Raw genomic sequence first — 26,383 nt, forward strand, 5'->3', positions numbered from 1 at the left:
CTCTCGGGGGGCAGGAGACATGAACGAGGTTGACCAGCTACCGCCCGTCAAAGAAGGGCTTTGGTTCTATGCGGGCGTGACCACGTGCCACGTGCGCATCGTTCACCACCACACGCTGTTTGGCAGCGGCGACGCCGACGACCCGCCCGAGCTGGCCGCCGACCGCGAAATGCCCTGCTTTTATGTGCGCTACCACGGCCCCATGCCCGGCCAGGCCTGGTGCGACGGTGGCGCCGCGCTCTCATTGCGCGAGGCCATGTTCCTGGCCGAGCGCCGCCTGGGCCCGGTGGTGAACTGGCTCGATTGAAGCGCTGGAGGTGCCGGGCCCGGGCTCAGCCGGGCACGGCGGCCTCTACCAGCAGGCCCAGCAACTGCAGCGAGTCTTGCCAGCCCAGGTAACACCCCTCCACCGGAATGGCGGCGGGAATGCCCTCTTGCACCACCTGCATCTCGGTGCCCACCGACACCGCCTTCAGCGTCACCGTGGTGCGCATCTCGCCGGGCAGGCTCGGGTCGTCGAAGCGGTCGGTGTTCACGATGCGCTGGCCCGGCACCAGCTCCAGGTACTCACCGCCAAAGGCGTGCACCTGCCCATTGCTCAACTGCGTGAACTGCATGCGGTATTGGCCGCCGGGGCGCAGGTCTTGCGACAACACCCGCCCGGTAAAGCCATGCGGCGGCAGCCACTTGGCCATGGCGTCCGGGTCAAGAAAGGCCTGGTACACGCGCTCGGGCGGCGCCCGGAACACGCGATGAAGGGTGACGGTGCCAGTGGGGGTGCTCATGGGGCCTCCTGTGAACAGATCGGGCGAGTGCCAGGCGGCAACGATGGCGCATCGGCGCCCGCCCTGGCCACCCCGCGCCGACCGGCGGCGCGTGGCACCGTGGCGCCGATCAGGCCGCGATGGCCTTGAGCGTGTAGACCGCGCTGCCTTGCGACCAGGCCAGCAGACGGTCGAGGTTGGCGTGCTTGCCCGGGTTGGCCAGCGCGTCGGCCTTGTGCTCGCCGTACCAGTCCACGCCCAGGGCCGCCGCCGCCGGGGTGATGGTGCCGCCATGCTGCTGGGCCAGCGCGTGGTACAGCGCCATCGAGCCAGCCTGGCCGGGCTTGTTTTCAATGGTGGCCACCACCTGGCCCTGCTCGTCGAGCAGTTGCACAGCAGCCAGGTGGGACACGGAGGGGAAGGTTTTGAGGCGTTCAGCGAAGTTCATGGGGCGCGATTGTCGCGGCATTCGCCCCCACCACATCGCAGCGGCTCGCTCTGCTGAACGCCCCCGCCCTCAGGACTGCTCGGCCTGGGGCGGCGTGGTGTCCACCCGGCCGTCTTTCACCGGCAGGGTGGGGCCCGGCTTGAAGCTGGTGCGCACCGTGCCGGTCTGGCCGGCGTAGCGGTAGGTCACGTCGTAGCCGCTGAGCTGGCGGGTCTTCTCATTCACCATCTGGCAGCGCCGCTCCACCGAGGTGACGGCGTCGTTTTGCTGCATGTTCTTCTGCACCTGGTTGCCGGCGTAACCACCCGCGGCAGCGCCCGCCACCGTGGCCAGTGTCTTGCCGCTGCCATTGCCCACGGTGCTGCCCAGCAGGCCACCGGCCAGGCCGCCGATCACCGTGCCCGCGATGCGGTGCTGGTCGGCCACCGGCGCCTGGCGGCGCACCGCCACGTCCTGGCAGCGCTCGCGCGGCGTGACCACTGTTTCCATCACCTCTTTCACCGCCACCACCTCGGCGGTTTTGGGTTTGGTGAGTTGCTGATAGCCGCCCACGGCGCCAGCGCCCAGCACCACCATGGCCAAACCACCCACCGCCATGCCTTTGATCATTGATGCGTCCATGTTCGTCATCCTTTCAGGCGCGCAATCTAGCCGTGGCCGGGCAGGGCGCTGTTACCGAACGTGTCGGGGCAGGGGCGGCGGATACATCTGGGCACAGGCTTTTGCGCGACTTCCATCCCCCAACGGTGTTGGACACAACACGATCGGTCGCCACTATTCGCCTTCAGCGGCCAAAAGCGTGCATCATGTGTCGCTCAGGGAAACGAATACTTACACGCCAATGGCCACACTCATGCCTGCGCTGGGGGCTTGCAGAGCCACGTCCAGCCGCGAACCTCGCTTCATCCCCCTTGTGTTCAGTGCCTTGCTGATGGGGTTTGTCTTGGGTGGTGTGCTCTGCGCGCAGGCCGTGGCCCAACCGGTGTACCGGTGCGAGACCAAGGGCAAGGTGACGTACTCGCACGAGCCTTGTGTGGGCGCCAAGGTGGTGGACACCACGCCCACCCAGGGCCTGGACAAGTTCACCGGGCAGAGCCGCAAAGGCAAGGACGTTCGCCAGAACGAATACAACCGCCTGTTCGACGACGCGGTGAAGCCCTTGACCGGCAAGTCCCATGCAGAGATGGAAGCGCAACGCCGTCGGCACAAGCTCTCACCCGCAGACCGGCGCGAGTGCCGTGCGCTGGACGAGCGCCTACTCGCTGAAGAGGCTGCCGTTCGCCAGGCTCCGCCCGGCGCGGCCCAGCAGGCAGAAGCCAAGCTGTTCCTCAGCCGCCACCGCTATCGCGAGTTGCGGTGTTGAGGGGCTAGGCCGCGCCGTCTGGTGATGTGCCGGCAGCCAAGGCCGATGCCACTCGCTGCGCCGCTGCGATCAAGTCCCTGACCAGGCGTTCGTCCACTTCCAGCAGGCCCTCGTATTCGCCCAGGTTGCGTTTGTTGTGGCACATGTCCAGCACGCGCCACACGTCTGGCCCCAGGCCCAGCGTGTGCGGCAGCGCCTGAAAAACGATGTAGCGATTGCCCGCGCGGTAGCCCTTTGCACGCAGAGCGGCCAGGCACAGGGCGTGGGCGGCGTTGTAGGCCAAGTCAAAGCGGCTCTCCAGCGCCAGGGACGTGTTGGCGGCATCTTTTAGCCGCGCGTAGCCCGTTCGCACCAGACCGGCGATCTCGGCCTTGTCGGGGGGCTCCGGCTTGAGCGCTCCACCAGGGCGGCTCAGGTTTTCAAGTGGGGTGGGTGGGCTCATGCTGCGGTGATTCCTCCTGGCCGATCAGCCATATCTTTGGCTGTTGCATCACACGGTTGATGAACGCATTGTCACCCTGCAACCGAGCGCGAAAATCGGCCGCGGTGTACAGCACCGGGTTGATGGCGCGCCCCAGCGTCTGGCCCGGGCCTTCCAGCGCGGCAAACACATCGCCATAGCTCAAGGTGTCGCTCACCACCAGCAAGTCCACGTCGCTCAAGGCCGTGTCTTGCTGCTTGGCGATGGAGCCAAACACAAAAGCCCGCTCAATCTGCGGCGCCAGTGGCGCCAGCGCGCCGCGCAGCACGTCCACCAAGCCCATCGTCTTGAGCACCAGGCCCCGCAACTCGGCAAACACCGGCGACGCCGCGTTGGCCTGAAAGTGCTTTTGGTTGCCCTGCATGCGAACGGTGAGCAAGCCCACCTCGGCCAGGCTCAACAGCTCGCGCTGCACCGCCCCCGCCCCCGACTGCGCCAGGCCAATCACCTCGTTGGTGTAGAAGCTGCGGTCCGGCGTGCCAAACAGCACCGCCAGCACGCGCTGGCGCACCTTGGGGAAAAGCGCGTCTGCCAGGGATGGCGTAGGGGCTGGAGTTTTCATACCCATAATGGGGTTGATCATACCCAGAATGGGATTGATGGCTTCGTGTGTTCTTCTGGTGATGGCAAGGTCGCTATCCGAGCCATTGCCTGTGTCGCCCCGTGCGGGGCTGTCCCTAGCCGGCCTTGATTGCCAGCGTGCGCCGGCAGCGGGGGTAGTTCACACAACCCCAAAATCGGGAACCGTCTTTGCTGGATAGGCGCTCCGTCACCTTCACGCCGCAACTCGCACAAGTGGGCCTCCAATATTCACCTTCGTAGGCCACTTCCAGAAGCTGCGCTTGTTGCTCGGGGCTGCGTTGCGCGATCAGCTTGAGCAGGCCGCTGCCGTCTTGCGCGTTGATGCCGTGCGCCTTGGCGAACTCCAGCGCATCTGCCGTGTAGCGCGAGGTGGTGGCATAGGTGCCGCGCTTCACGCCTTTGGACACCATCACACCCAGGAACTCGCGCATTTCCTTCACCGTGACTGGCTTGCCCTGCCAGTGCTTGCACTGCACCACCGACACCGGGCCTTCCGCGTTGTTGGAGTAGAGCCAGATGTCCACGCCGCCGTCCGCGCCGTGCGATTGCGAACGCGTGGAAAACCCGGCCTGCTTGAACAGCGTTTCCACCACCGCCTCAAACCGCCGCCACTCGATGGCGGCAAACACATTCGGCCCCCAGCGGGCCTCGTTGAACGGCACCGTTTCGGCGTCCACCACCGCGAGCGTCGGCTTCGAGGCTGGCAGTGCCTGGGCATCGGCGCGACCCCATGGCTTGCTGGGCACCGCCTCGGCGGTCTTGCGCGGTGTGGATCGGCTGCGCGCGTCCGGCGCTGGCGGTGCTGGTGGCGCATCAGCCGCCTTTACGCGGACCAACACCCCATCGATCACGATCAGCACCCCGCCAATGATCACGGCCCACCAGGCCGGCGCGTGCAGCCCCTTGGCCGCGGCCCCCATCGGGCCCATGCCGCCCAGCACCCAAGAAAACCCAAACAGCCCCAGCCCAATCACCAGCCCTCGCAGGCCCATGTCCAACAACGGTCGTTTGGCGCGGCCCGATCGCGAACCAGCGCCTCGGCGGTATCTGCCCATGGCGAACTCCCTGTGTGGCTTGTTTTGGTGGGGGAGATGATGCCGCAGGTTGGTGTGGTGTGGGCGTGGGCTAAGGCGTGATGTGTTGTCTGATTCTGGGCTTGATCGGTGGGGAAAGAGTTTCAGTCGGTCTATTAAAGCTGCGGATGCTTTTCATCGGAGGTATTTGGTTATTCCGCTGAGCTTTAAGTGCCCTGTATAGACCCGAAAGGCGGATGGCTTAGGGGGTGCCGGGATCTCTTGTTTATTTTATTCGCGGTCAATTGACTCAAAATGAGAAATTGCATAATTTTCTAAGTTCCAAATCTTGTTGAGCAATGATGGATAGTTCGGGAAATGCGGCAATGCTTTTGCGCAAATAGTCTTGGGCATCAGTTATTCGATTTAACGAGCAGAGTATTTTTGTGGCGTTTAGCATGACGAAATTCTGCAATTTCTTGTCTGTTGGGCGTAGCCAAATCGAAGTTTCAATGCTTTTTAGAGCTGCTTCAAGGTTGCCTGTTCGCATTTGTGCATATGCCTTGAAGTTCCAGGCCTCCGCATCAGACGGCAGTAGAGTTGTGGCCGTTTCAAAGTACTGTAAAGCTTGCGTGTAGTTGTTTGCTCTCACGGACTGTAGTCCAGTAGCTTTGTAATCAGCCTGTAGCAATGGCGACGTTGCTGGCGAACCAGAAATCGCCCGTGATGCACTTTCTCTTACCTGTTCCAACTTCATCAAAATGTCTGTCAGATCCCCAGCAGAAAACGTTGCTTTTGCAAGTGCTTCAGTCTTAAGGCGGGCCTCTGGTGTAGCTGTTGTAATCAATGAAAAATTGTTCTGTATGAATGCGGCCTTCAATGATTCTTTATTGTGTTCAGCGTCAGACTTTCTTAGGAATAACTCATCTTCCTTTTGTCTTAGCTCGGTCTGTTTGACGTTGATGTCAAAATTCATCCGATCTTCGACTGCCCTCGTGTTGGCCAAGTATGTAGCCCATGCTAAACCGGTAAGTGCTAATGGTAGGGCAATTTTGGAAAAAATATCAATGTAAAAGCCGTTCTTGGTGAGCTCGAGCTTCATTGTTTCAATGACTAACTTCTTGCTTTCGAGCGAGAGCTTCTGTTCTTCAATTGTTTCTTTGCGCGGATTATTCATGTTTTATCTTTGTTTAAAGGGTATTGGAACTCTGGTAGACCCTGTGTGACCCTGTTCTCCTGTTCATGGCGAAGGCCGGGCTCGATGTCAAGTGCACGGGCGTGCAAAACGTACGATTCTGCCGTACTCTAACCGTCCGTCCTGCTATCAACGTCAGCCAAAATTGAATGGTCGATATTCGGTTTTGAAATCAGCCTTTCAGATGCCCGTATAGGGTCCTAAACAGCCCATAAAAAACCCCAGCGAGGCAGAACCATCGCTGGGGTTTTTATTGGGGAGATAGGGCCTTACTTCCCCCAACTATCCTTCAACCCCGTCACCCGGTTAAACACCACCTTCCCGCCCACCGCATGGTCAACGCGGTCCGCCACGAAGTACCCGTGCCGCTCGAACTGAAACTTCTGGTCCGGCTTGGCCGCGGCCAGTGATGGCTCCACATAGGCCGTCACCACCTTCAGGCTGTTGGGGTTGAGCGCGTCGAGGAAGTTTTTGCCGCCGGCGTCGGGGTGGGCGTCGGTGAAGAGGCGGTCGTAGAGGCGCACTTCGGCGCTCACGCCGTCGGCCACGCCCACCCAGGTGATGGCGGCTTTGGCTTTCACGCTGTCGGCGCCGGGGGTGCCGCTCTTGGTGCCGGGAATCACCTTGGCGTGCACTTCGGTCACTTGGCCGTTGGCGTCTTTGGCGCAGCCGGTGCACTCGATCACGTAGCCGCCTTTGAGGCGAACGATGTTCCCAGGGAACAGGCGCTTGTAGCCCTTGGGCGGCACTTCTTCAAAGTCTTCGCGCTCGATCCACACCTCTTTGCCGATCTTGAACACGCGGTCTGCCGGGGGTGTCTGGCCTTCGGCGATGGCCGAGTGGGGCAGGGCGGGTTGGGTGCAGTCTTCCGTGTAGCTGTCGCTGCCGAAGGCCTCGGCCCAGTTGGTCAGCACCAGCTTCACCGGGTCAAGCACGGCCATGCCGCGGTGGGCTTTGTTTTCCAGGTCTTCGCGCAGGCAGCCTTCCAGGGTGCTGTAGTCGATCCAGCTGTCGCTCTTGGTCACGCCGATGCGCTCGGCGAAGAGCTGGATGCTCTCGGGCGTGTAGCCACGGCGGCGCAGGCCGACGATGGTGGGCATGCGGGGGTCGTCCCAGCCGCTCACCTTGCCTTCGTTCACCAGTTGGGCCAGCTTGCGCTTGCTGGTGATCACGTACGTGAGGTTCAGGCGGGCGAATTCGTACTGGCGCGGCGGCGGGGCTTTCAGCAGGCCGGCTTCGGTCAGGCGCTCCAGCAGCCAGTCGTAGAAGGGGCGCTGGTCTTCGAATTCGAGTGTGCAGATGCTGTGGGTGATTTGCTCCAGCGCGTCTTCGATGGGGTGCGCGAAGGTGTACATGGGGTAGATGCACCAGGCATCGCCCGTGTTGTGGTGGGTGGCGCGGCGGATGCGGTAGATGGCCGGGTCGCGCAGGTTGATGTTGGGCGAGGCCATGTCGATCTTGGCGCGCAGCACGGCGGCGCCGTCGGCCAGTTGGCCATCGCGCATTTCGCGGAAGCGGGCCAGGTTCTCGGCCGGGGTGCGGGTGCGGAAGGGGCTGTCCACGCCGGGCTTGCCGAAGTCGCCCCGGTTGGCGCGCATTTCTTCGGGGGTCTGCTCGTCCACGTAGGCGTGGCCGCGCTCGATCAGGGCCTCGGCCGCGCGGTACATGAAGTCGAAGTAGTCGCTGGCGTAGTACAGGTGGCTCTCGGTCTGGCCGTTGAAGGCGCTGTTCCAGCCGAAGCCGAGCCACTGCACGGCGTCGAGGATGGAATCGACGTATTCCTTCTCTTCCTTCTCGGGGTTGGTGTCGTCAAAGCGCATGTGGCACACGCCGCCGTAGTCGCGCGCCAGGCCAAAGTTCAGGCAGATGCTCTTGGCGTGGCCCACGTGCAGGTAGCCGTTGGGCTCGGGGGGGAAGCGGGTGCGGATCTTGGCCGGGTCGGGCTGGCCGGCCTCGTGGTGGGCGGCGTCGCCGGGGCCACCGCCCCAGCGGCGGCTGGCGTAGGTGCCGTTGGCCAGGTCGTGTTCGATGATCTGGCGCAGGAAGTTGCTGACCTTGGCCTCGCCGGTGGTGTCGGTGCCGGCGTTGTTGTTTTGGGCGGTATTCGGGGGGGTGTTCGAGCTCATCCGGGCATTCTAGGGCGCGGCCCTGCTGGCTTGCGGGCGTGGTGAGCTATCGTCGTGGGCCAGGAGGAAAACCATGACACCCAACCCGCCCGAGTCGCGCGTGTGGCTCTCGCGCGCCGATGTGATGGCCGCCGCGCAGGCCGGTGAGATCACGCCGCAGCAGGCCGAGCGCCTGTGGGCGCGCTGGTCGGCCGCGCAGGCGGCGCCGCACCCGCCCGCCATTGCCGCCCCGCGATTTGATTTCACGCACACGCTGTATTACCTGGGCGGCCTGCTGGCCATTGGTGCCATGACGCTGTTCATGACCCTGGGGTGGGACTTGTTCGGCCCCTGGGGCGTGCTGGCCCTGGCCGTGGGCTATGCCGTGGCGGCGCTGGCGGTGACGCAGCACCTGCTGCGCCAAGGCCTGCGCACGCCGGCCGGCCTGCTGGCCACGCTGGCGGTGTGCCTCACGCCGCTGGCAGTGTGGGCGCTGCAGACCGGCCTGGGCCTGTGGCCGGTGGGCGGCCCGGCCGAGTACCGCGACTACCACCGCTTCATAGACTGGCGCTGGCTCACGCTGGAATTCGCCACCCTGGCCGCCGCCGTGGTGGCCCTGTGGCGCTACCGCCTGCCGTTTCTGGTGATGCCGGTGGCGGTGACGCTGTGGTACCTGAACATGGACGTGGCCCACCTGCTGACGCAGAAAGACGGCTTCGACTGGGTGTTCACGCGCGACGTGTCGCTGGTGTTTGGCCTGGCCACCTGCGGCCTGGCCGTGTGGGTGGATTTGCGCTGCCGCCTGGCCACCGAGCCCGAGCACCGGCAAGACTTCGCGTTCTGGCTGTACCTGTTCGGGGCCGTCATGGCCTGGGGCGGCCTGTCGCTGCGCGAGAGCGACAGCGAACTGGCCAAGCTGGGCTATGGCCTGATCAACGTGGCGCTGGTCTTTCTGGGGGCGGCCATCGGGCGGCGGGTGTTCACCGTGTTGGGCGCGCTGGGCGTGGCGGGGTACCTGGGTTACCTCAGCCACCGCGTGTTCGCCGACAGCCTGCTGTTCCCCTTTGCCCTCACGCTGCTGGGCCTGGGGGTGGTGGGGCTGGGCATCTGGTGGCAGCGGCACGAGGTGGCCATTCACGCCCGGCTGGCGGGCTGGCTGCCAGCGGCGCTGCGGCCGCTGGCGCAAGGCTGAGGGGCGCCCGGTGGCCTGGGCGCCTCAAGGGGCTCAATAGCCCAGGTTGATCTGGAAGATCGCGGTGGTGCCGCTGGCCTCGTTGCCCACCACCAGCAGGGGCTTGCCGTTGGGCGAGTCGCTGGCGGCGATCAGGGTCAGGCCCTCGGGGCCGCGGTCGCCGCCCTTGGCGCCGTCGCGGGTGTTGAGGTAGTTCACGTAGCGCGGGGCATTGGGGTTGCTCACGTCAAACACCATCACGCCGCCCACGCGCTCCAGGCCCACGAAGGCGAACGAACGCTCGCCAAAGGTGCCCACCACCACGCCCTCGGGTTCGGGGCCTTTGCTGGTGCTGCGGCTGTCGAGCTTGTTGTCGCCGTGGCTGGCGTTGAACTCAGCGTTGGGCAGCACGATGGTTTTTTGCTCGATGGTGTCGCCGGTGTCGGCCACCAGGGCCACGTCGCTGGACCAGATGCTGATGGAGCGCGCGCCGAAGCTGTACAGCTCGGTGCACTCGCCAGCCGCGTTCTTGCCGCTCACGCCGCCGTTGGGGGCCAGCGTCACGCGCAGGCGGCCCAGGTTGCTGTCCAGAATCTGGTTGGCCGGGTCGGCAAAGGCGCTGGCCGCCAGGCCAGCCTTGCAATATTCGCGAACGCGGGTCTCTTCGTTGAAGCCTTTGTAGTCGCGCGCATCGCCTTCGTTGGTGGTCACCAGGTAGGTCTGGCCGCCCACGGTGTAGCTGGCGATGGCGTCGGGCATGTACAGGCCCTTCACCGGCACCGGCGCGATCTTGATCACCGGCTTGCCGTCGTTGGAGTTCAGCACGCCGTCTTCGTCGCTTACGTCCATGCCCATGCCAGAGCGGCTGTGGTCTTTGAAGCCCAGCGGGCGAATGGCGCTCACGCGGCGGGCGGCAATGTCCACCACCGCCACGGCGTTGTTCTCTTGCAGGGTCACCCAGGCGGTTTTGCTGTCGGCCGAGACGGCGATGTATTCGGGCTCCAGGTCTTGCGCCACGTTGGCGCCGGGGCCAAACAGGCGCACACCGGCTTGGCGCAGCTCAGCGGCTTGGGCGTTGTAAGCGCCGAAGCCGGCGGTGAACACCTGGCGCTGGATGGCGCTGGCGGTGGGGCCCAGGCCGCTGACGGCGATCACGCTCACCGAGCCTTCGGGGTCCACCGAGTCGGCTTGGCCGTAGCTGCTGGGTTCGCCCTCGTTGGCCACCAGCAGGTGGCGGCCGTCGGGCGTGAAGGTCAGCATGTCGGGCAGGGCGCCCACGGTGTCGGTGCCCAGCGGGGCCAGATCGCTGGCGCGCAGCCAGGCCACCAGGCCGGGCTGGGTTTTGTTCTTGGCTTCCACTGCCAGCGCCACGATGCCCTTGTGCACCGCCACGCTGTTGATGCCGCCCAGGTTGCTGCCAAAGCGGCTGGCCGGCACCGACGCCACCAGCTTGGGCGAAGCGGGGTTGCTCAGGTCGAGCACGTCCACCGAGGCCTGCGCGCCGTTCACCACGAACAGGCGCTTGCTCAGCGGGTCAAAGGCCGTGATCTCGGCCGACGATTCGCCGCCCTGGTGCGCGAAACCGCCGATCTTGGCGAGTTCCAGGGTTTTGGGCGTGGGGCCGGTGTTGCCCTGCAGAGGGGCCGTGCCGCAGGCGGCGAGGGCTGCCAGCGCGAGGGTGGTGATGGCCAGGCGAGTGGAATGAATGGCTTGCATGAAGAAGGGCAGTGAAAACGTGTCGAAACCTCGGGGTTATCGTCTTGTTGTGTGAAATTGAATTGACAACATGAGGACATCCGCATGACAGGCGCCCGCCATGGCGCCGCGCCTGTTTACGACTTGAAACGGCTTTGACACGCGGTTCAGCAGAAGGCGCGCGTTTGTCCCGTCTAATCGCGACTCATACCGCCTCAGTGGCGATTTCTTCAAGGAGCCTGCTCATGATGTCCCTTCGCCTTCTCCCCAATGCCGCGCGCGCCGGCCTGGGTGTGGCCCTGGTGGTCGCGGCCTGGGGCCTGTCCACCGCCGCCAGCCAGGCGCAGGCCCGCGACAACGTGTACTGGTCCATCGGCGTGAACTCGCCCGGCGTGGCCGTGGGCGTGTCGAACGCGCCGCCGGTGGTGTACGGCTATCCCGTCTACGACCCGCGCCCGGTGGTGGTCTACCCCCGCCCCGTGGTGGTGGCGCCGCAGCCGGTGTACTACGGCCCGCCCGCCTACCGCTGGGAAGAACGGCGCCACCGCAAGTGGCACAAGCGCCACCATCGTCACCACGATTGGGACGATTGATCTCTGTGTCTCCAGGCCTCCGTTGGTCCGCGCATGGCGCGGATTTTTTTTGCCTGCCCGAGCGCCGTCTTTACATGGCGCGAAAGCGCGCCTCGTGCAGCCGGCTCACCGGCCAGGGCTCGGGGCGCTGGCGCAGCCGGGCCACCAGGCGGCCGGCCTCGGTGCGCTCCACGCGCTCGATGGCGGTGGCGCGCAGCACCGTGCCGCGGTGAATGGGCCAGAAGGCCTCGGGGTCGAGCCGGGCCAGCAGCTCTTTGAGCGGCGTTCGCACCAGCAACTCGTCTTGCGCCGTGAGCACGCGCACGTACTTGTCGGCGGCCTGCAGCACCAGCACTTCGTCCACCGGCACCAGGCGCAGCGTCTGGCCCACGCTGGCTTGAATCACGCGCAGGCGCTCGTGCGCGGGCGCGGGTTCGGGCGCGGCGGCCAGCAGGGCGCGCAGGCGCTGCAGGGTGGGGTCGTCAAGGCCTTGGCGCCGCTGGGCCAGGGCGGCTTGCGCCCGTTGAACCGTGACCGCCAGGCGCTCGGCCTGCACCGGCTTGAGCAGGTAGTCCAGCGCCTGGGCCTCGAAGGCCTTCACGGCGTACTGGTCGTAGGCGGTGGCGAACACCAGCACCGGCAGGGGCTGGCCGCCAGGCCAGGCATCGGCCAGTTCCTCGGCCACTTCCAGCCCGCTCAGGCCGGGCATGCGGATGTCCAGAAACAGCAGGTCCGGTTGCAGGGCCAGGGCTTGCGACAAGGCGGTGTCGCCATCGCCCGCCGTGGCCAGCACGCGCAGACCTGGCCAGGCTCGGGCCAGCTCGGCCTGTAGCGCGGCGGCCAGCAGCGGTTCGTCTTCGGCGATCAGGGCGGTGGCGTTCATGGCCGTGGCGTTGCTGGGGTTTGCAAGGGCAGGGTGAGCGTGGCCTGGCTGCCGTGGCCGGCGGCGCTGCGCCAGTCCAACTGGGCGGCGTTGCCGTAGGCGGTTTGCAGGCGCTCGCGCACTTGCGTCAGGCCAAAGCCGGCTTGGGGCGGGCCGTCATGGCCCACGCCGCTGTCGCGCACGGTGAGGCGCAGCGCGCCGCCTTCTTGGGCGGCCTCCACCTCGATCTCGCCGCCCGCCACCGCGGGCTCCAGTCCGTGGCGAATGGCGTTTTCCACCAGGGGTTGCAGCAACAGCGGCGGCAGCGGGTGCGCGGCCAGTTCGGGCGGCAAGTTCAGCCGGTAGCGCAGGCGCGGGCCCATGCGCACCGCCATCAAGGCCAGGTAGTCGTCCAGCCGCTCGAACTCTCGCGCCAGGGTGTGCGCCTGCGCATCGGCGCGCGAGGCCGCCAGCGTGGCGCGCAGGTAGGCGTTGAGCCGGTCGAGCATGTCGATGGCGCGGGGCGGGTCGGTGGCGATTAGCGCACGCAGATTGGCCAGGGTGTTGAACAGCATGTGCGGCTCAAGCTGGCTCTCCAGCAGCTTGAGCCGGGTTTCGGTGGCCAGTTGCTCCAGCGCGTGGGCCTTTTCGCGGTGGTAGAAGTAGAAAAGAAAGGCGCCGCTGACCGCCAGCGACCAGACCAGAAAACCCCAGAAGCGCTCGGGCGAGAGCATCAGCAACGCCCAGGTGGAGCGGGCGGTGTAGGCGTCGCCCACGGCGGTGCCCAGGGCATAACCCAGCAGGATGGCCAGCACGAGGTAAGCCATGGTGGCCGGGCTAAAGCGCCAGTAATAAGGCGCTTGCACCTGCAGCCATCGCCTGAGCACGATGCGCATCGGGTCGGACAAAAACCAGATCGAGGTGCTGATGGCGTAGCTGTAGACGAAAGAGGGCAGCAGCTCGTGCTCAGCCGGTTTCAGGCCGTGCTGCACCAGCGCAATCACGGCCGCCACGCCCCACACCACCAGCGCGCGACGCTGTACGCTGGCGCGGCTGTCGGCGGGCAGCCAGCGCAGCCACCAGGGGCTGGGGTTGTGGGTCATGGCGGGGGCAGCAGGTGTTGGCGGTGGAACGCGACGATTCTGTCATGTGCGGCGTCGCGCAAGCGGCCGTCGAAGCCGGGCACTGGTACGCGGCTGGGCTCCTGCTCGGCCGCCGCCCGTTGGGCCGCCGAATCGGGACTGGGCCACAGGACGTCGCGATGGCCGGCGCCGGGCAGGTCGGCCAGGCGGGTGCAGGCGGTGCAGTGGCGCAGCAGGTAGTCGGAATGGAAGCTGGGCACCAGCACTTCGTCGCGCTGGGCGCTGACCACACCCACCGGAATGCGGATGCGCGCCAGGCTCTCAGGGCTGAAGATGGCGGCCAAGGGGACCGCCAGCGACACGGACGCCACGCGCGCGTCGGGCCGGGGGTCGACCACCTGAGCGGTGCTGGGGCTGCGCCCGCCGTGCAGCGTCGTTAGATCGGCAGGCAGGAAGGCCTCGGGCACTTGGCGGCCCCTGGCGTAGCGGGCCTGCAAGTCTGCGCGGGCCTGGGCGTCCTTGGCGCCCTGAAAGCAGAACGATTCGTCGTCTTGTGCGTGTGCATCGCAGTGGCGCACCAGGTTGAGCAGGCGCCATTGGCCTCCGGCCAGGGCGATGCCGGTGACGCCACCGGCCGACATGCCGTGCACGCCCACCTTGTCAAGCGCCAGCCTGCCAGACCACAGTGAGTCTTGCGCCAAGGCATCGATGACCTGTGTGACCTCGCCAGGGCGCTTCTCGAACGACGCTGGGCCGCTCAATCGCTGGTCGAGGTAGTTGTCGCCCGTGTGAAGCGGTTGTGCCACCACAAAGCCCGCGCGTGCCAGCCGGGCGGCCAGGGCGTGGTCGGCAATGGCGCTGCCGCCGGTGCCGTGCGACATCACGATCAGGCGATGGCGCCCTTGCGTTGGTGTGGCATCGGTGGCCACTTCGATGGTGAATGGGCCTTTGGTTTGGGGCGTGGCGGTCTCCGAGGTGGGGTAGACCATCGTGACGGGAATACCTTGGGCCTGGAAGTCGCGCATGCCCACCTGGGCGCTGGCCGCCGAGGCAAGGGTGCACAGCAGGCCCAGCAAGGCCAGGCGCAGCGGGTGTGTCGAGGAAAGCATGGTGGGGTGTCCTTTCTGATGGGGTGTTGGTGGTGGGGGTCAGTGTCTTTTCAGCCGCTGGCGCTCGGCCTGCAGCAGGCGCTGCTTCAGCGCCTCACCGGTGGGGCGCAGCCAGACCACCAGCCCATGCACCAGCAGGCCGATGGCCCAGCCGCCAGTGGGCAGGCCCAGCCAGCCGTGGCGGTGGCTGGCCAGCCACAAACCGGCGTTCACTAGGGTGAACACCGCCGCGTGGGTCAGCCAGCCCAGGCGAAGGGCCACGTTGCGTTGGGCCTGGCGCTCCAGTTCGGGTGGCAGGGAGGCGGTGGTGGGAAGGTCGTGGTTCATGGCGGGCTCGTGGGGTGATGAAAGACGTCAGGCAGGCGAGCGCTGGGCAGCGAAGCGCCAGATGGCGGCGCTGCGGGTGGCCAGCAGGCCACCGAGGGCGCCGTAGGCAACGGCCAGGCCCATGGCGAAGCCGGCGTGTTCGCGCAAGGCGGGTTGCAGGGCCAGTTCCACGCCCACGGCGTACTTGAGCAGGAACATGGCCAGCATCACCAGCAGGGGCGTGCCGCTGCCGGGCAGGTGCACGCGTTGGGTGGCGGGCGCCGCCAGCTGGCCAGCAGCACGCCCACGGCCACCAGCAGCCACAGCGCGGCGGCGGCCAGTGCCCAGGGGATGGAGGCGATCACCCCCAGCAAGCCGCCCAGGGAAAGCACCGCCAGGGCCAGCGGCAGCACGGCCGTTTGCATGGGGCGCACGCGGCGCGGCCGCATTTGCACCAGGCCCAGCAGCACCAGCCCGGCCAGCAGGGCCCACACCCAGGTGGGCGTGCGTTGAACGATGGTGAGGGCGGCCTGGGGTTGGTCGATCAGCAGTTGGATCAGCACGGTGAACTCCGGGTGAGTGGGTGGGCGGACGGGTGGTGCTCAGACCAGGCCCAGCCACTGGCTCCACAACAGCTGCCCCAGGTAGCGCTGTGGCAACAAGGTGAAGGCGCCGGCCACCACGCAGGCGCCGATGTAGAGCGACACCATGGCCTGGCGATGGCCGGCGATGTTGCCCTGCAGCAGGCGGCGAAAGGCCACGAAGAGGCTGCCCAGGGTGAGCGGGATGAGCAGGTGGATGGGGGTGAACCCGGCGATGTTGGGCAGTTGGGTGTCGCGAATGAAGAGGGCGCTGAAGGCGGTGAGCAGCATCAGCGTGACCCAGGCGTAACCGGCGGCGCGATGCAGGTGCACGCGGTGGGTGCTGGCGGGGCCGCGTCTGGCCCACAGGGCCACGGGGCCGATGAGCAGGGCGGCAATGGCGGCGGTGGCGTGCACGGCGATCAGTGGGGTGAGGTTCATGGCAAGGCTCCTGGTGTGGGCCGCACTGTGGCCGGGGCTTGCTTAGTGGGCCAGCGGCGTGCGACGAAACGGCCCAATGGCGGCGCGACCTGTGCCCGGCGCGGCGCCAATGGCGCCAATGGCGGCAGAAGCCCGCGGCCGCCGTGGGTTGCAGGGGCGTTCCTACAATCCGCCGCATGACGAAAAAGCCCTGGATGGTTGGTGTGGTGTTGCTGGCGGCGGTGGCCGGTGGTGGCTGGTGGTGGTCGCAGCGCGACGCCAGCCCGGCCGCCTCGTACCGCAGCGCGGCCATCGAGCGCGGCACGGTGCAGGCCACGGTGTCGGCCAGCGGGGCGGTGAACCCGGTGACGCAGGTGTCGGTGGGCACCCAGGTGTCGGGGCAGGTGCGCGACATCTACGTGGACTTCAACAGCGAGGTGAAGGCCGGGCAGCTCATTGCCGAGATCGACCCCAAGACCTTCGAGTACCGCGTGCGCTCGGCCGAGGCCGACCTGGACGCCGCCCGCGCCGCCGTGGCCATTGCCCAGGCCAACGCCATTTCCGCCCGCGCCAACGTGGCGCGCACCCGCACCGACGCCGCCGAGGCCCAGCGCAACCACGAGCGCAACCTGAGCCTGGTGGCGCAGGGCTTCATTGCCCAGAGCGAGGCCGACCGCACCCGCGCCGCCCTGGCCGCCGCGCAGGAAACCGTGCGCGCCAACGAGGCGCTGGTGGGCGTGAGCGAGGCGCAGATCGCCAGCGCCCAGGCCAACGTGAAGCAGCGCGAGGCGGCGCTGGCCCAGGCGCGGGTGGACCTGTCTCGCACGCGCATCACCTCGCCGGTGAACGGCATCGTGATCAAGCGCGCGGTGGAGCGCGGGCAGACGGTGGCCGCCAGTCTGCAGTCGCCCGAGCTGTTCGTGATTGCGCAGAACCTCTCGGACATGCAGGTGGACGCCAGCATCGACGAGGCCGATGTGGGCCGCATCCAGCCCGGCCAGAAGGCCACGTTTACCGTGGACGCCTTCCCGGGCCAGACCTTCGAGGGCCAGGTGCGCCAGGTGCGCAAGGCCGCCACCAACGTGTCCAACGTGATCACCTACGTGGCGGTGGTGAGCTTCGCCAACCGCGACAACCGCCTGCTGCCGGGCATGACCGCCAATGTGCGGGTGGTGACCGAATCGCGGGCGGACGTGCTCAAGGTGCCCAACGCGGCGCTGCGCGTGCGCCTGCCCGACCCCGAGGCAGCGGCCTCGGGCGCACGCCCAGGCGCCACGCGCGGTGGGCGCGGCGGCCGGGTGTACCTGCTCGATGCCCAGGGCAAGCCCCAGGCCGTGCCCGTGGGCACGGGCGTGAGCGACGGCAGCTTCACCGAGATCGTGGTGAAGCCCGACACAACGGGTGCCGACCGCCTGGTGGAAGGTGCCCTGGTGGTCACGGGGGTGTCGGGCACGGCCGCCAATGGCAGCAGCGCCAGCGCCCCGGCACGCGCCACCGGCCTGCGCCTCCCCTTCTGAAGGCCGCACCATGGCATTGATCGAAGCCCAGGGCCTGCGCAAAACCTACGGCGAAGGCGACCAGGCGGTGCGCGCGCTCGATGGCGTGTCGCTGGCCATCGAGGCCGGCGAGTTCGTGGCCATCATGGGTGCCTCGGGCTCAGGCAAGAGCACGCTGCTCAACATCCTGGGCTGCCTCGATCGGCCCGACGCTGGCGCGTACCGGCTGGGCGGTGAAGCGGTGCAAGACCTGTCGCCCGATGCCCTGGCCGATGTGCGCAACCGCCGCATCGGCTTTGTGTTTCAGCAGTTCAACCTGCTGCCGCGCACCAGCGCGCGCGAAAACGTGGAACTGCCCTTGCTGTACGCCGGCGTGCCGGCCGCGCAGCGCCACCAGCGCGCGGCCGAGGCCTTGCGCCGCGTGGGCCTGGCCGAGCGGGCGCACCACACACCGGCCCAGCTCTCGGGCGGGCAGCAGCAGCGCGTGGCCATTGCGCGGGCGCTGGTGAACCAGCCCTCGCTCATCCTGGCGGACGAGCCCACCGGCGCGCTCGATTCGCACACCAGCCAAGACATCATGGGCCTGCTGGCCGAGCTGAACGCGCAGGGCATCACGGTGGTGATGGTCACGCACGAGAACGACATTGCCGACTGGGCGCAGCGCCGCCTGGTGTTCCGCGACGGCCACCTGGTGGAAGACCGCCGGCAGGTGCCCTGGCGGCCCGAAGAAACCGCCGGGGGCGAGGCATGAACGCGCTCACCGCGGTGCGCAGCGCCTGGCGGGCGCTCACGGCCAACGCCTTGCGCTCGGTGCTCACCATGCTGGGCATCATCATTGGCGTGGCGGCTGTGATCACCATGATCGCCGTGGGCACGGGTGCCACGCAGCGCGTGCAAGAGCAGATGAAATCGCTGGGCTCCAACGTGATGGTGGTGGTGCCCGGCAGCCTCTCGGCCGCGGGCGTGCGCCAGGCCGCGCAGACGCGATCGCGCTTCACCGAAGAAGACGCCGAGGCCATTGCGCTGGAGGTGCCCGAGGTGCAGGCCGTGGCGCCGGGCTCGCGCACCACCGCGCAGGCGGTGGCGCAAAACGCCAACTGGAACACCACCATCTTCGGCACCAGCAACGACTACCTGGAGGTGCGCGACTGGTCGCTGGCCAGCGGCCGCCCCTTCGAGCCGGCCGAGCAGGCCGGCTCGGCCAAGGTGGCCTGGCTGGGGCAGACGGTGGCGCGTGAGCTGTTCGGCGACGAAGACCCGATTGACCAGGTCATTCGCGTGCGCGGCGTGCCCTTCACCGTGGTGGGCGTGCTGGCGCCCAAGGGCCAGAACGCCTCGGGGCAAGACCAGGACGACGTGCTCATCATGCCCATGTCCACCTTTCGCAACCGCATCTGGAACGCGGGCGGCAACGTCAAGCGCATCTGGACGATTCACGTGAAGGTGCGCGAGGGGCAAGACATGAAGGCCACGGAGGAGGCGGTGCGCGAGCTGCTGCGCCAGCGCCTGCGCGTGCCGCCGGGCGGCGACGACACCTTTGGCGTGAACAACCTCTCCGAAATTCTGCAGGCGCAGGAAGAGGCCAGCCGGGTGATGACGCTGCTGCTGGCCGCCGTGGCCGGCGTGAGCCTGGTGGTGGGCGGCATCGGCATCATGAACATCATGCTGGTGAGCGTGACCGAGCGCACCCGCGAAATCGGCCTGCGCATGGCGGTGGGCGCGCGCTCGCGCGACATCCTGGCGCAGTTCCTGATCGAGGCCGTCACCCTGAGCCTGATTGGCGGCGCCATAGGCGTGGCGCTGGGGGCGCTGGCCACCTGGGGCGCGGCGCGCCTGGGCCAGTGGCAAGTGAGCATGACACCTGAGTCGGTGCTGCTGGCCGCGGGCTTTTCGGCGCTGGTGGGCGTGTTCTTCGGCTATTACCCGGCGCGCCGTGCCTCGCGCCTCTTGCCCATTCAGGCCCTGCGCCACGAGTGAGGCGCGGCCCCCGTTGTCACCGCCCCGAGAAGGGCAGCGGGTACGATCTCGGGCTGTTTTCACTTTCCGGTTGATTCATGGACTTGCTGTTGCTGCTCAAGGCCGCCGTCATGGGCGTGGTCGAGGGCCTGACCGAATTCATCCCCGTGTCCTCCACGGGCCACCTCATCCTCACCGCCGCGCTGCTCAACATGCCCGGCGACAAGATCAAGCTGTTTGAGGTGGTCATCCAGACCGGGGCCATTTTGGCCATCGTCTCGGTGTATTTCCAGCGCCTGTGGGGCACGCTCGTCGGCCTGCCGCGCGAGCGCCAGGCGCAGCGCTTTGCGATGAACGTGCTCATCGGCTTCTTCCCCGCCGCCTTCCTGGGCTTTCTGTTCATCGGCGTGATCAAGGGCGTGCTGTTCAACCCGCTGGTGGTGGCGCTGGGCTTCATCGTGGGCGGCTTCGTGATTTTGTGGGCCGAGGCGCTGCAAAAGCGCGGCGCCAAGGCCCGCATCACCGAGGTGGACAACATGCACTGGACTGATGCCCTCAAGGTAGGCCTGGTGCAGTGCGTGGCCTTGATTCCGGGTGTGAGCCGCTCGGGCGCCACCATCATCGGCGCCATGCTGCTGGGCTTCAACCGCCGCGCCGCCACCGAGTTCAGCTTCTTCCTGGCCATTCCGGTGCTGTTCGGTGCCGCCGCCTACGACATCTACAAGCACCGCGACCTGCTCAGCACGGCCGATGTGCCGCTGTTTGCCGTGGGCCTGTTTTTCTCGTGGTTGTCGGCCTGGGTGTGCGTGCGCTGGTTGCTGCGCTTCGTGAGCAGCCACACCTTCGTGCCATTTGCCTGGTACCGCATCGTGTTCGGCGGCGTGATTTTGCTCACCGCCGGCATGGGCTGGATCGACTGGACGGCTTGATTCGTTGATGCCCACAAGCCCCGCTCACGGGGCTTGTTCAGCCGCCAGGGGCAGGCGGCTGCAGCGTGAAGCAGAAGCAGGCACCCTTGCCGGGTGCCGACTCGGCCCGCAGCTCACCGCCATGGCGCTGCACCACGCGCTTGGCCGTGGCCAGCCCAATGCCCAGGCCGTGAAATTCTTCTTGCCCGTGCAGGCGCTGGAACGGCTGGAACAGCTTGGCCGCGCGGGCCATGTCAAAGCCGGCGCCGTTGTCCTCCACGCAGAACCAGCGCTGGCCGTTGGCATCCTGCGCCTTGAGTTCGATGCTCGCGTGCTCGGTGTGCGCGGTGTACTTCCAGGCGTTGTGCAGCAGGTTCTGCAACACGGCTTCCACCAGCGCGGCGTCGGCGTTGGCCCACAGACCGGGCTGCACGCTCCATTGCACTTGGCGCTGCGCGTCGGTGGCGGCCAGGTCGCGCAGCAGCCGGGTGCCGATGGCGCTGAGGTTCACGGGTTCGCGCTGCAAGTCGCCCCGCGCCATTTGCGACAGCTTGAGCAGGCCGTCGATCAACTCGCCCATCTTGCGGCTGGCTTCCATGATGCGGGCCAGGTGCCCGCGGCTGTCGGCCGGCAGGTTGGGCAGGTCTTCCAGCAGCGCGGCGGCGAAGCCGTTGATGATGCGCAGCGGCGAGCGCAGGTCATGCGCCACCGCATAGGAATAGCTTTCCAGTTCGTCGTAGGCGGCCTTCAACGCCTGGGTGCGCTCTTGTATGCGCTGCTCCAGCGTCGCGTTGAGTTGGTGGATCTCCATCTCGCTGCGTTTGCGCGCCGTGATGTCGTGCAGCACCCCCAGGGCCCGCACCGCCTCGCCACTCTCGTTGCGCTGAAGCACTGCCCGCACCGAGTACCACCCGTAGTCCTGGCCCAGGCGCATGCGGCATTCGAGGTCGTAGGAGCCTTCCCCGGCGATCGCCTTTTGCCAGGCGCTTTGCACGCGCGGCAAGTCATCCGGGTGGGTGCGCTCGATCACATCGGTCTCGTCGTACTCGTCAGATGGCATGCCCAGCAACTCGCGCGAGTTGGCCAATGCGGTGAAGCGCCGCGTGGTGAAGTCGTATTGCCAAGTGGCCAGGCGCGCGATGAGTTGCGCCTGGCGCAGCAGCTCCTCGCGCAGGGCCAGAGCCTCTTGGGCTGCCTTGCGGGCCGAGATGTCTTGCACCACTGCGATGTAGTAGTCGGGCCTGCCTTCGTGGTCTCTGATGAGAGACACCGTCAGGTGCACCCACACCCAGTGGCCCTGGCGGTGGCGGTAGCGCTTCTCCATGCTGAAGTGGTCAATCTCGCCTGCCTCGCAGCGCTTGAGCTGCCGGTCATCCTCGGCCATGTCCTCGGGGTGCGAGTAGGCGCGGAAGTTGGTGGCCAGCACCTCGTCGGGGGTGTAACCGATCAGCTCACAGTAGGTGCGGTTGACGCGAATCCAGCGGCCGTCGATGTGGGTGTGCGCCATGCCGGTGGCGCTGTTCTCGAAGGTGTCTTTCAGCTGCTGGTGGTGTCGCCGTGCCAGTGCCACGGCCTGGCGCAGGCTGCGGTTCTGCTGCTGCATCACCGAGATGGCGCCCACCACCAGCAGCTGCGTGAGCAAGTGCCAGGCGTTGAGCCAGACCGCCTCGCGAAGGTCACCAATGGCCAGGCTCAGGTAAGGCTTCACCATCAGGAAGTTCACCAGCACCATGCCCAGCACCGTGCTGAGCAGGCCGGCCCGGAAGCCGCCGTACAGCGCCGCCAACGCCGCCGCCAGGCTCAGGGTGATGAAGCGCCCTCCCGATTCGGCGGGCGCCAGCGCCATGCGCATGGCCGCAGCCACCGTGGTGATGGCGACGGCCGCCAGCAGCCGCAACCACAGTGGGTGTCGGTCAGGGTCCCATTGGGAAATGGCGTTTCGCAGCCGCAGGAAGGCGCTTGTCATCAAGGGTGGTTTTAAGAGTGGGAAGTGCTTGGTGACGTTGATGGGTCTTAGGAATCCAGCGCCTGCAGCAGGCGGTCTATGGCCGCGGCTGTCTCTTGTGGGCGCTCCATGGGGAACAGGTGGCTGCCCTCCAGCATCACGAGCCGCTCGGGGTGGTCGCGCCCCACCAGCTTGTGGGTCATGGTCATGCCCACTTGCTTCATTTCCTGCGATTGCGTGCCGCCGATGAAGCCCACAGGGCATTGCAGCGGATGGCGGCGCAGCAAACGGTCCAGGTTGTGGGGCAGGGTGTTGTAGATCGCGGTTTCGATGTCGCGGTCAAAGCTCAGCACGCGCTGGGTCTGGCCGTTGGGCAGGGTCTGGTCGTGCGTGCCATGCTCAATGTAGTCGCGCAGCACGGCCGGGTCCCAGCGAGCAAAGGCTTTCTTGTGCGCAAAATGATCGTGTGCAGCCTGTTGGTCGGGCCAAGTGTTGCGCCGGCGGCGGCTGATCTTGCCCGGCGACACGGCGCCCACCAGTTGGGTGCGCTTGGCCAGTTCCACCGTGCGGGCACGCCAGCCGCCCAGCACGGGCGAGTCGATCAGCACCACGCCGCGCACACCATGCCCGCCGAGGTCAGGGTGGCGGGCGGCGCACATCAGGCTCAGGAAGCCACCGAGCGAGTGGCCCACCAGCCAGGCCGGCGCACCGTGTTTCTCGATCTCGGGCGCGGCAAAGTCGGCGAGCTGCTGCACCAGGTGCGGCCAGTTGCTGGTAACGGGGTAGCGCGGGTCGTGGCCAAACTTCTCCGGCGCGCGCACCGTGTGGCCGCGAGCGCGCAGCGACTTGAACAGCACCGCGTACACCGTCGCAGGAAAGCTGTTGGCGTGCGAGAAAACGATGAGCGACATGGCCTCAGATCAACTTCTCGCGCGAGTGTGTGATCTTTTTCAGTGGCTTGGTGCGGGCGCCGGCGCAGACCAGCGGCACCTCGGTGTGGCCGCCGTTCCAGGTGGGGTCTTCAATGCTGTCGAACACCTCGCGAAGCTTCTGGCCCCAGGTCTCGCGCACCATGCGGAAGTAGGGGTTCTGCTCGTCGATGCAGGTGATCTTGTCGCTTTGCAGTTTGTCTACCTCGTACACCGCCAGGTCCAGCGGCAGGCCCACCGACAGGTTGGATTTGAGCGTGGAGTCCATTGACACCAGCACGCACTTGGCGGCCTCGTCCAGCGGCGTGTCGGGCGTGATGACGCGGTCCAGCACGGGCTTGCCGTACTTGCTCTCGCCCACCTGGAAGAAGGGCGTCTCGGCCGTGGCCTCGATGAAGTTGCCCGCCGAGTACACCTGAAACAGGCGCATGCCTTCGCCGGCGATCTGGCCGCCAAAGATGATCGAGACGTTGAAATCCACGCCCGCGCGCTTGAGCGACTCGCCATCGCGCAGGTAGACGTGGCGCACCGCCGCGCCCAGCACGCGCGCGGCATCGAACATGCTGCGTGCGTTCCAGATGGTGATGGGCTCGCCGCCCTCCGGGTCTTTGATTTGCTCGACCTGCAGGATCTCGCGCACCGATTGCGAAATGCTCAGGTTGCCGGCCGAGAGCAGGCACATGAAGCGCTCGCCCGGTTTCTCGTACACGATCATCTTGCGAAAGGTGCTGATCTGGTCGAGCCCGGCGTTGGTGCGCGAATCGGACAGAAACACCATACCGGCGTTCAGCTTGACGGCAACACAGTAGGTCATGATGCGTTCAGTAGTTTCTTGAGGGAATAGAGGTGCTCCAGCGCCTCGCGCGGGCTCAGGCTGTCGGGGTCCACCGTGCCCAGGGCGCGCACCACCGGGTGCGGTTCGGGCTCGGCCTCGGGTGGGGGGGGTGCGAACAGGTCCACCTGCACCCGGTGCTGCTCGCTCTGCGCCTCCAGCGCCGCCAGGGCGTGCCGTGCGTGCTGCACCACCGGTGCGGGCACACCGGCCAGGCGGGCCACGTGAATGCCGTAGCTTTGGCTGGCCGGGCCGGGCTCGATGTGGTGCAGGAACACGATGCCGCCTTTGCCGCCTTCGGTGGCGCTCACGTGCACGTTCACCGCGGCGTGGTGCGTGGCGGGGAATTCGGTGAGTTCGAAGTAGTGCGTGGCGAACAGGGTGAAACAGCGCGACTTGTCGTGCAAGTGCGTGGCGATGCCACCGGCCAGGGCCAGGCCGTCAAACGTGGAGGTGCCGCGCCCGATTTCGTCCATCAGCACCAGGCTGTTGGGCGTGGCGGCGTGAAGAATCTGCGCGGCCTCGGTCATCTCCACCATGAAGGTGGACTGCGCGTTGGCCAGGTCATCGGCCGCACCGATGCGGGTGTGGATGGCGTCAATCGGGCCCAGGCGGCAGGCGCTGGCCGGCACGTAGCTGCCCATGCTGGCCAGCAGCACGATCACCGCCACCTGGCGCATGTAGGTGCTTTTGCCGCCCATGTTGGGGCCGGTGATCACCTGCATGCGCGCCTTGGGGCCGAGCACCGTGTCGTTGGCAATGAAGCCGCCACCGCTGGTTTCGTTCAGGCGGGCCTCCACCACCGGGTGGCGGCCGTCGCGAATGTCGATGCAGGGCTCGGGCACGAACTGCGGCTCGTTCCAGTTCAGCGTGAGCGAGCGCTCGGCCAGGGCGCACAGCGCGTCCAGCGAGGCCAGGGCGCGCGCCAGCGTGGTGAGGGCGGGCACGTGGGCTTGCAGTTCGTCGAGCAATTGCTCGTACAGCCACTTCTCGCGCGCCAGGGCGCGCTCTTGCGCGCTCAGGGCCTTGTCCTCGAAGGCCTTGAGCTCGGGCGTGATGAAGCGCTCGGCGTTTTTCAGGGTCTGGCGGCGGCGGTAGTCGTCTGGCACGCGGTCAAGCTGGCCTTGCGTGACCTCAATGTAGAAACCGTGCACCTTGTTGAACTGCACGCGCAGGTTGGCGATGCCAGTGCGGGCGCGCTCACGGGCTTCAAGCTCCAGCAGGAAGCCGTCGCAGTTGTTCTGGATGCCGCGCAGTTCGTCGAGTTCGGCGTCAAAGCCGTCGTTGATGACGCCACCGTCGCGCACCAGCGCGGCGGGCTCGGGCAGCAAGGCACGCGCCAGCAACTCGGCGCAGCCCGGCGGCGGCAGCAGGTCTTGCGCCAGCCGCGCCAGCAGGGGCGAGGCCGAGAGGGTGACGGTCTGCCGCGCCAGGGCTTCGGCGCGCTGCAGGGTCTGGCCCAGGCCCACCAGCTCGCGCGGTTTGGCCTGGCGCAGCGCGGTGCGCGCGGTGATGCGCTCCACATCGCTGGCGCCTTTCAGGGTGCCGCGCAGCGCGTTCCAGCCGCCGGCGCGCAGCACGCCAATGGCGCTCAGGCGCTCGCGGGCCTCGGTGCGGTCGCGCCGCGGCTCCAGCAGCCACTGGCGCAGCGCGCGGCTGCCCATGCCGGTGCAGCACACGTCAAGCAGGCTCAAGAGGGTGGGGCTGGTCTCGCCGCGCAGGGTTTGCACCAGCTCCAGGTTGCGCCGGGTGTTCACCGGCAGGTCGATGCGGTCGTCGCGACGGGCCACCTGCAGGTGGCGCACGTGGGTGAGGGCGCGGCCCTGGGTGTGCTCGGCGTAGGCCAGCAAGGCGCCGGCGGCGGCGTGGGCGTCGGGCAGGTCGGTGGCGTCCCAGGCGCCCAGGCTGGCGGCTTGAAGCTGCTCCAGCAGCTTGCGCTGGCCCAGAGCGGCGTCAAAAGCCCAGGCGGGGCGCACCACGGCCACCAGGCGCGAACCGCCAGTGGCGGGTTGGGCGGCCAGCGCCTGAAGCGATTTCTCGAAAGCGGGGGTGACCTCGGCGCTGTACAGCAACTCGCCCGGCCCGATGCGGGCCACCCAGTCGGCCAGTTCGTCGCTGGCGCACTGGGCCAGGAACACAATGCCCTGCGTCACCGACATCCAGGCCAAGCCACAACCGGTACGAGCACCGGGGTGCACGGCCATCAGCAGGGCCTCGGTCTTGTCGGACAGCAACTCGGCGTCGGTGAGCGTGCCGGGGGTGACCACGCGCACCACCTTGCGCTCCACGGGGCCCTTGCTGGTGGCCACATCGCCCACCTGCTCACAGATGGCGACCGATTCTCCCAATTTGATGAGGCGCGCCAGGTAGCTGTCCACCGAATGGAAGGGCACGCCCGCCATGATGACGGGCTGCCCCGCCGACTGCCCGCGCTGCGTGAGCGTGATGTCCAGCAGCCGAGCGGCCTTTTCCGCATCGGCAAAAAACAGCTCGTAGAAATCGCCCATGCGGTAAAACACGAGCGTGTCGGGATACCCCGCCTTGATGGCGAGGTACTGCTGCATCATG

At 67.0% G+C, this 26,383-nt stretch carries 26 protein-coding genes and 1 pseudogene; 8 read left to right on the forward strand and 19 right to left on the reverse strand.

Annotated features, from left to right (window positions below; translation table 11 throughout):
* Positions 1–19 precede the first annotated feature (19 nt).
* The gene (locus ACE3RQ_RS01285) at positions 20–307 is read left to right on the forward strand and encodes a hypothetical protein (RefSeq protein WP_374519129.1); all 288 of its coding nucleotides are present in this window, start codon (positions 20–22) and stop codon (positions 305–307) included.
* A gap of 25 nt (positions 308–332) precedes the next feature.
* Here the strand turns inward: ACE3RQ_RS01285 and ACE3RQ_RS01290 are convergent, their stop codons facing one another.
* The 3 genes from ACE3RQ_RS01290 to ACE3RQ_RS01300 form a co-directional block, all read right to left on the reverse strand.
* Positions 333–785, reverse strand: coding sequence for an SRPBCC family protein (locus ACE3RQ_RS01290; protein WP_374519131.1), 453 nt, complete (start codon positions 783–785; stop codon positions 333–335).
* 109 nt (positions 786–894) lie between these two features.
* Positions 895–1,212, reverse strand: coding sequence for a DUF2322 family protein (locus ACE3RQ_RS01295; protein ID WP_374519133.1), 318 nt, complete (start codon positions 1,210–1,212; stop codon positions 895–897).
* Between the two features lie 69 nt (positions 1,213–1,281).
* Entirely contained in the window at positions 1,282–1,833 is a 552-nt protein-coding gene (locus tag ACE3RQ_RS01300) for a glycine zipper 2TM domain-containing protein (protein ID WP_374519135.1), read from the reverse strand.
* Positions 1,834–2,053: 220 nt separating this feature from the next.
* On the opposite strand from ACE3RQ_RS01300, the gene ACE3RQ_RS01305 reads away from it, so the two are divergent.
* Positions 2,054–2,575, forward strand: a complete 522-nt coding sequence (locus ACE3RQ_RS01305; RefSeq protein ID WP_374519137.1) for a DUF4124 domain-containing protein — start codon at positions 2,054–2,056, stop codon at positions 2,573–2,575.
* Between the two features lie 4 nt (positions 2,576–2,579).
* On the opposite strand, the gene ACE3RQ_RS01310 is transcribed toward ACE3RQ_RS01305, so the two are convergent.
* The 5 genes from ACE3RQ_RS01310 to ACE3RQ_RS01330 form a co-directional block, all read right to left on the reverse strand.
* Positions 2,580–3,017: a hypothetical protein gene (locus ACE3RQ_RS01310; protein ID WP_374519139.1), complete on the reverse strand. Its 438-nt coding sequence runs from the start codon at positions 3,015–3,017 to the stop codon at positions 2,580–2,582.
* A complete protein-coding gene (locus ACE3RQ_RS01315) occupies positions 2,995–3,618 on the reverse strand; it encodes a nucleotidyltransferase domain-containing protein (RefSeq protein ID WP_374519141.1) in 624 nt (207 codons plus the stop codon). Before ACE3RQ_RS01315 ends, ACE3RQ_RS01310 begins: the two co-directional genes overlap by 23 nt.
* 115 nt (positions 3,619–3,733) lie before the next feature.
* Complete coding sequence (locus ACE3RQ_RS01320) at positions 3,734–4,693, reverse strand: restriction endonuclease (protein WP_374519143.1); 960 nt, start codon at positions 4,691–4,693, stop codon at positions 3,734–3,736.
* A 268-nt stretch (positions 4,694–4,961) separates the two neighbouring features.
* The gene (locus ACE3RQ_RS01325; protein WP_374519145.1) at positions 4,962–5,828 is read right to left on the reverse strand and encodes a tetratricopeptide repeat protein; all 867 of its coding nucleotides are present in this window, start codon (positions 5,826–5,828) and stop codon (positions 4,962–4,964) included.
* A 287-nt stretch (positions 5,829–6,115) separates the two neighbouring features.
* Positions 6,116–7,972 (reverse strand): glutamine--tRNA ligase/YqeY domain fusion protein, encoded by a 1,857-nt coding sequence (locus ACE3RQ_RS01330; RefSeq protein WP_374519147.1) that lies wholly within the window; start codon positions 7,970–7,972, stop codon positions 6,116–6,118.
* Between the two features lie 73 nt (positions 7,973–8,045).
* Here ACE3RQ_RS01330 and ACE3RQ_RS01335 point away from each other — a divergent pair, with 73 nt between their 5' ends.
* The gene (locus ACE3RQ_RS01335; RefSeq protein WP_374519149.1) at positions 8,046–9,143 is read left to right on the forward strand and encodes a DUF2157 domain-containing protein; all 1,098 of its coding nucleotides are present in this window, start codon (positions 8,046–8,048) and stop codon (positions 9,141–9,143) included.
* A 33-nt stretch (positions 9,144–9,176) separates the two neighbouring features.
* Here the strand turns inward: ACE3RQ_RS01335 and ACE3RQ_RS01340 are convergent, their stop codons facing one another.
* Positions 9,177–10,838, reverse strand: a complete 1,662-nt coding sequence (locus tag ACE3RQ_RS01340; protein WP_374519151.1) for a choice-of-anchor I family protein — start codon at positions 10,836–10,838, stop codon at positions 9,177–9,179.
* Between the two features lie 224 nt (positions 10,839–11,062).
* Here ACE3RQ_RS01340 and ACE3RQ_RS01345 point away from each other — a divergent pair, with 224 nt between their 5' ends.
* A complete protein-coding gene (locus ACE3RQ_RS01345; RefSeq protein WP_374519153.1) occupies positions 11,063–11,410 on the forward strand; it encodes a hypothetical protein in 348 nt (115 codons plus the stop codon).
* Between the two features lie 70 nt (positions 11,411–11,480).
* Here the strand turns inward: ACE3RQ_RS01345 and ACE3RQ_RS01350 are convergent, their stop codons facing one another.
* The 6 genes and pseudogenes from ACE3RQ_RS01350 to ACE3RQ_RS01375 all read right to left on the reverse strand — a co-directional run bounded on the left by ACE3RQ_RS01350 (position 11,481) and on the right by ACE3RQ_RS01375 (position 15,770).
* Positions 11,481–12,272 carry a LytR/AlgR family response regulator transcription factor gene (locus ACE3RQ_RS01350; protein WP_374519155.1) on the reverse strand — a complete coding sequence of 264 codons (792 nt, stop codon included), beginning with the start codon at positions 12,270–12,272 and terminating at the stop codon, positions 11,481–11,483.
* Positions 12,269–13,354 (reverse strand): sensor histidine kinase, encoded by a 1,086-nt coding sequence (locus ACE3RQ_RS01355; protein WP_374519157.1) that lies wholly within the window; start codon positions 13,352–13,354, stop codon positions 12,269–12,271. The genes ACE3RQ_RS01350 and ACE3RQ_RS01355 overlap by 4 nt, the downstream gene beginning before the upstream one ends.
* Positions 13,351–14,442 carry an alpha/beta hydrolase family protein gene (locus ACE3RQ_RS01360; protein ID WP_374519158.1) on the reverse strand — a complete coding sequence of 364 codons (1,092 nt, stop codon included), beginning with the start codon at positions 14,440–14,442 and terminating at the stop codon, positions 13,351–13,353. The genes ACE3RQ_RS01355 and ACE3RQ_RS01360 overlap by 4 nt, the downstream gene beginning before the upstream one ends.
* 39 nt (positions 14,443–14,481) lie before the next feature.
* Positions 14,482–14,769: a 2TM domain-containing protein gene (locus ACE3RQ_RS01365; RefSeq protein WP_374519160.1), complete on the reverse strand. Its 288-nt coding sequence runs from the start codon at positions 14,767–14,769 to the stop codon at positions 14,482–14,484.
* Positions 14,770–14,796: 27 nt separating this feature from the next.
* Positions 14,797–15,311: pseudogene (locus ACE3RQ_RS01370) on the reverse strand (DUF6622 family protein).
* Between the two features lie 39 nt (positions 15,312–15,350).
* On the reverse strand, positions 15,351–15,770 hold the full coding sequence (locus ACE3RQ_RS01375) for a DUF2306 domain-containing protein (RefSeq protein ID WP_374519162.1): 420 nt from the start codon (positions 15,768–15,770) through the stop codon (positions 15,351–15,353).
* A gap of 176 nt (positions 15,771–15,946) precedes the next feature.
* Here ACE3RQ_RS01375 and ACE3RQ_RS01380 point away from each other — a divergent pair, with 176 nt between their 5' ends.
* From ACE3RQ_RS01380 to ACE3RQ_RS01395, 4 genes are all read left to right on the forward strand, one after another.
* Positions 15,947–17,266 carry an efflux RND transporter periplasmic adaptor subunit gene (locus tag ACE3RQ_RS01380; protein ID WP_374519164.1) on the forward strand — a complete coding sequence of 440 codons (1,320 nt, stop codon included), beginning with the start codon at positions 15,947–15,949 and terminating at the stop codon, positions 17,264–17,266.
* A gap of 10 nt (positions 17,267–17,276) precedes the next feature.
* The gene (locus ACE3RQ_RS01385) at positions 17,277–17,996 is read left to right on the forward strand and encodes an ABC transporter ATP-binding protein (RefSeq protein WP_374519166.1); all 720 of its coding nucleotides are present in this window, start codon (positions 17,277–17,279) and stop codon (positions 17,994–17,996) included.
* A complete protein-coding gene (locus tag ACE3RQ_RS01390) occupies positions 17,993–19,222 on the forward strand; it encodes an ABC transporter permease (protein WP_374519168.1) in 1,230 nt (409 codons plus the stop codon). The genes ACE3RQ_RS01385 and ACE3RQ_RS01390 overlap by 4 nt, the downstream gene beginning before the upstream one ends.
* 77 nt (positions 19,223–19,299) lie before the next feature.
* Positions 19,300–20,130, forward strand: coding sequence for an undecaprenyl-diphosphate phosphatase (locus ACE3RQ_RS01395; protein WP_374519170.1), 831 nt, complete (start codon positions 19,300–19,302; stop codon positions 20,128–20,130).
* A gap of 37 nt (positions 20,131–20,167) precedes the next feature.
* On the opposite strand, the gene ACE3RQ_RS01400 is transcribed toward ACE3RQ_RS01395, so the two are convergent.
* From ACE3RQ_RS01400 to mutS, 4 genes are read right to left on the reverse strand one after another with little or no spacing between them, the layout of a single operon-like run.
* Positions 20,168–22,075, reverse strand: coding sequence for a PAS domain S-box protein (locus ACE3RQ_RS01400; protein ID WP_374519172.1), 1,908 nt, complete (start codon positions 22,073–22,075; stop codon positions 20,168–20,170).
* A 47-nt stretch (positions 22,076–22,122) separates the two neighbouring features.
* A complete protein-coding gene (locus ACE3RQ_RS01405) occupies positions 22,123–22,965 on the reverse strand; it encodes an alpha/beta fold hydrolase (RefSeq protein WP_374519174.1) in 843 nt (280 codons plus the stop codon).
* A gap of 4 nt (positions 22,966–22,969) precedes the next feature.
* The gene (locus ACE3RQ_RS01410) at positions 22,970–23,797 is read right to left on the reverse strand and encodes a peptidase (RefSeq protein ID WP_374519175.1); all 828 of its coding nucleotides are present in this window, start codon (positions 23,795–23,797) and stop codon (positions 22,970–22,972) included.
* Positions 23,794–26,382: a DNA mismatch repair protein MutS gene (gene mutS / locus ACE3RQ_RS01415; RefSeq protein WP_374519674.1), complete on the reverse strand. Its 2,589-nt coding sequence runs from the start codon at positions 26,380–26,382 to the stop codon at positions 23,794–23,796. Before mutS ends, ACE3RQ_RS01410 begins: the two co-directional genes overlap by 4 nt.
* Between the last annotated feature and the right edge of the window lies 1 nt (position 26,383).

Origin of the sequence: Hydrogenophaga sp. (assembly GCF_041913525.1) — a bacterium.
In the GTDB taxonomy this organism is placed as follows: domain Bacteria; phylum Pseudomonadota; class Gammaproteobacteria; order Burkholderiales; family Burkholderiaceae_C; genus Hydrogenophaga.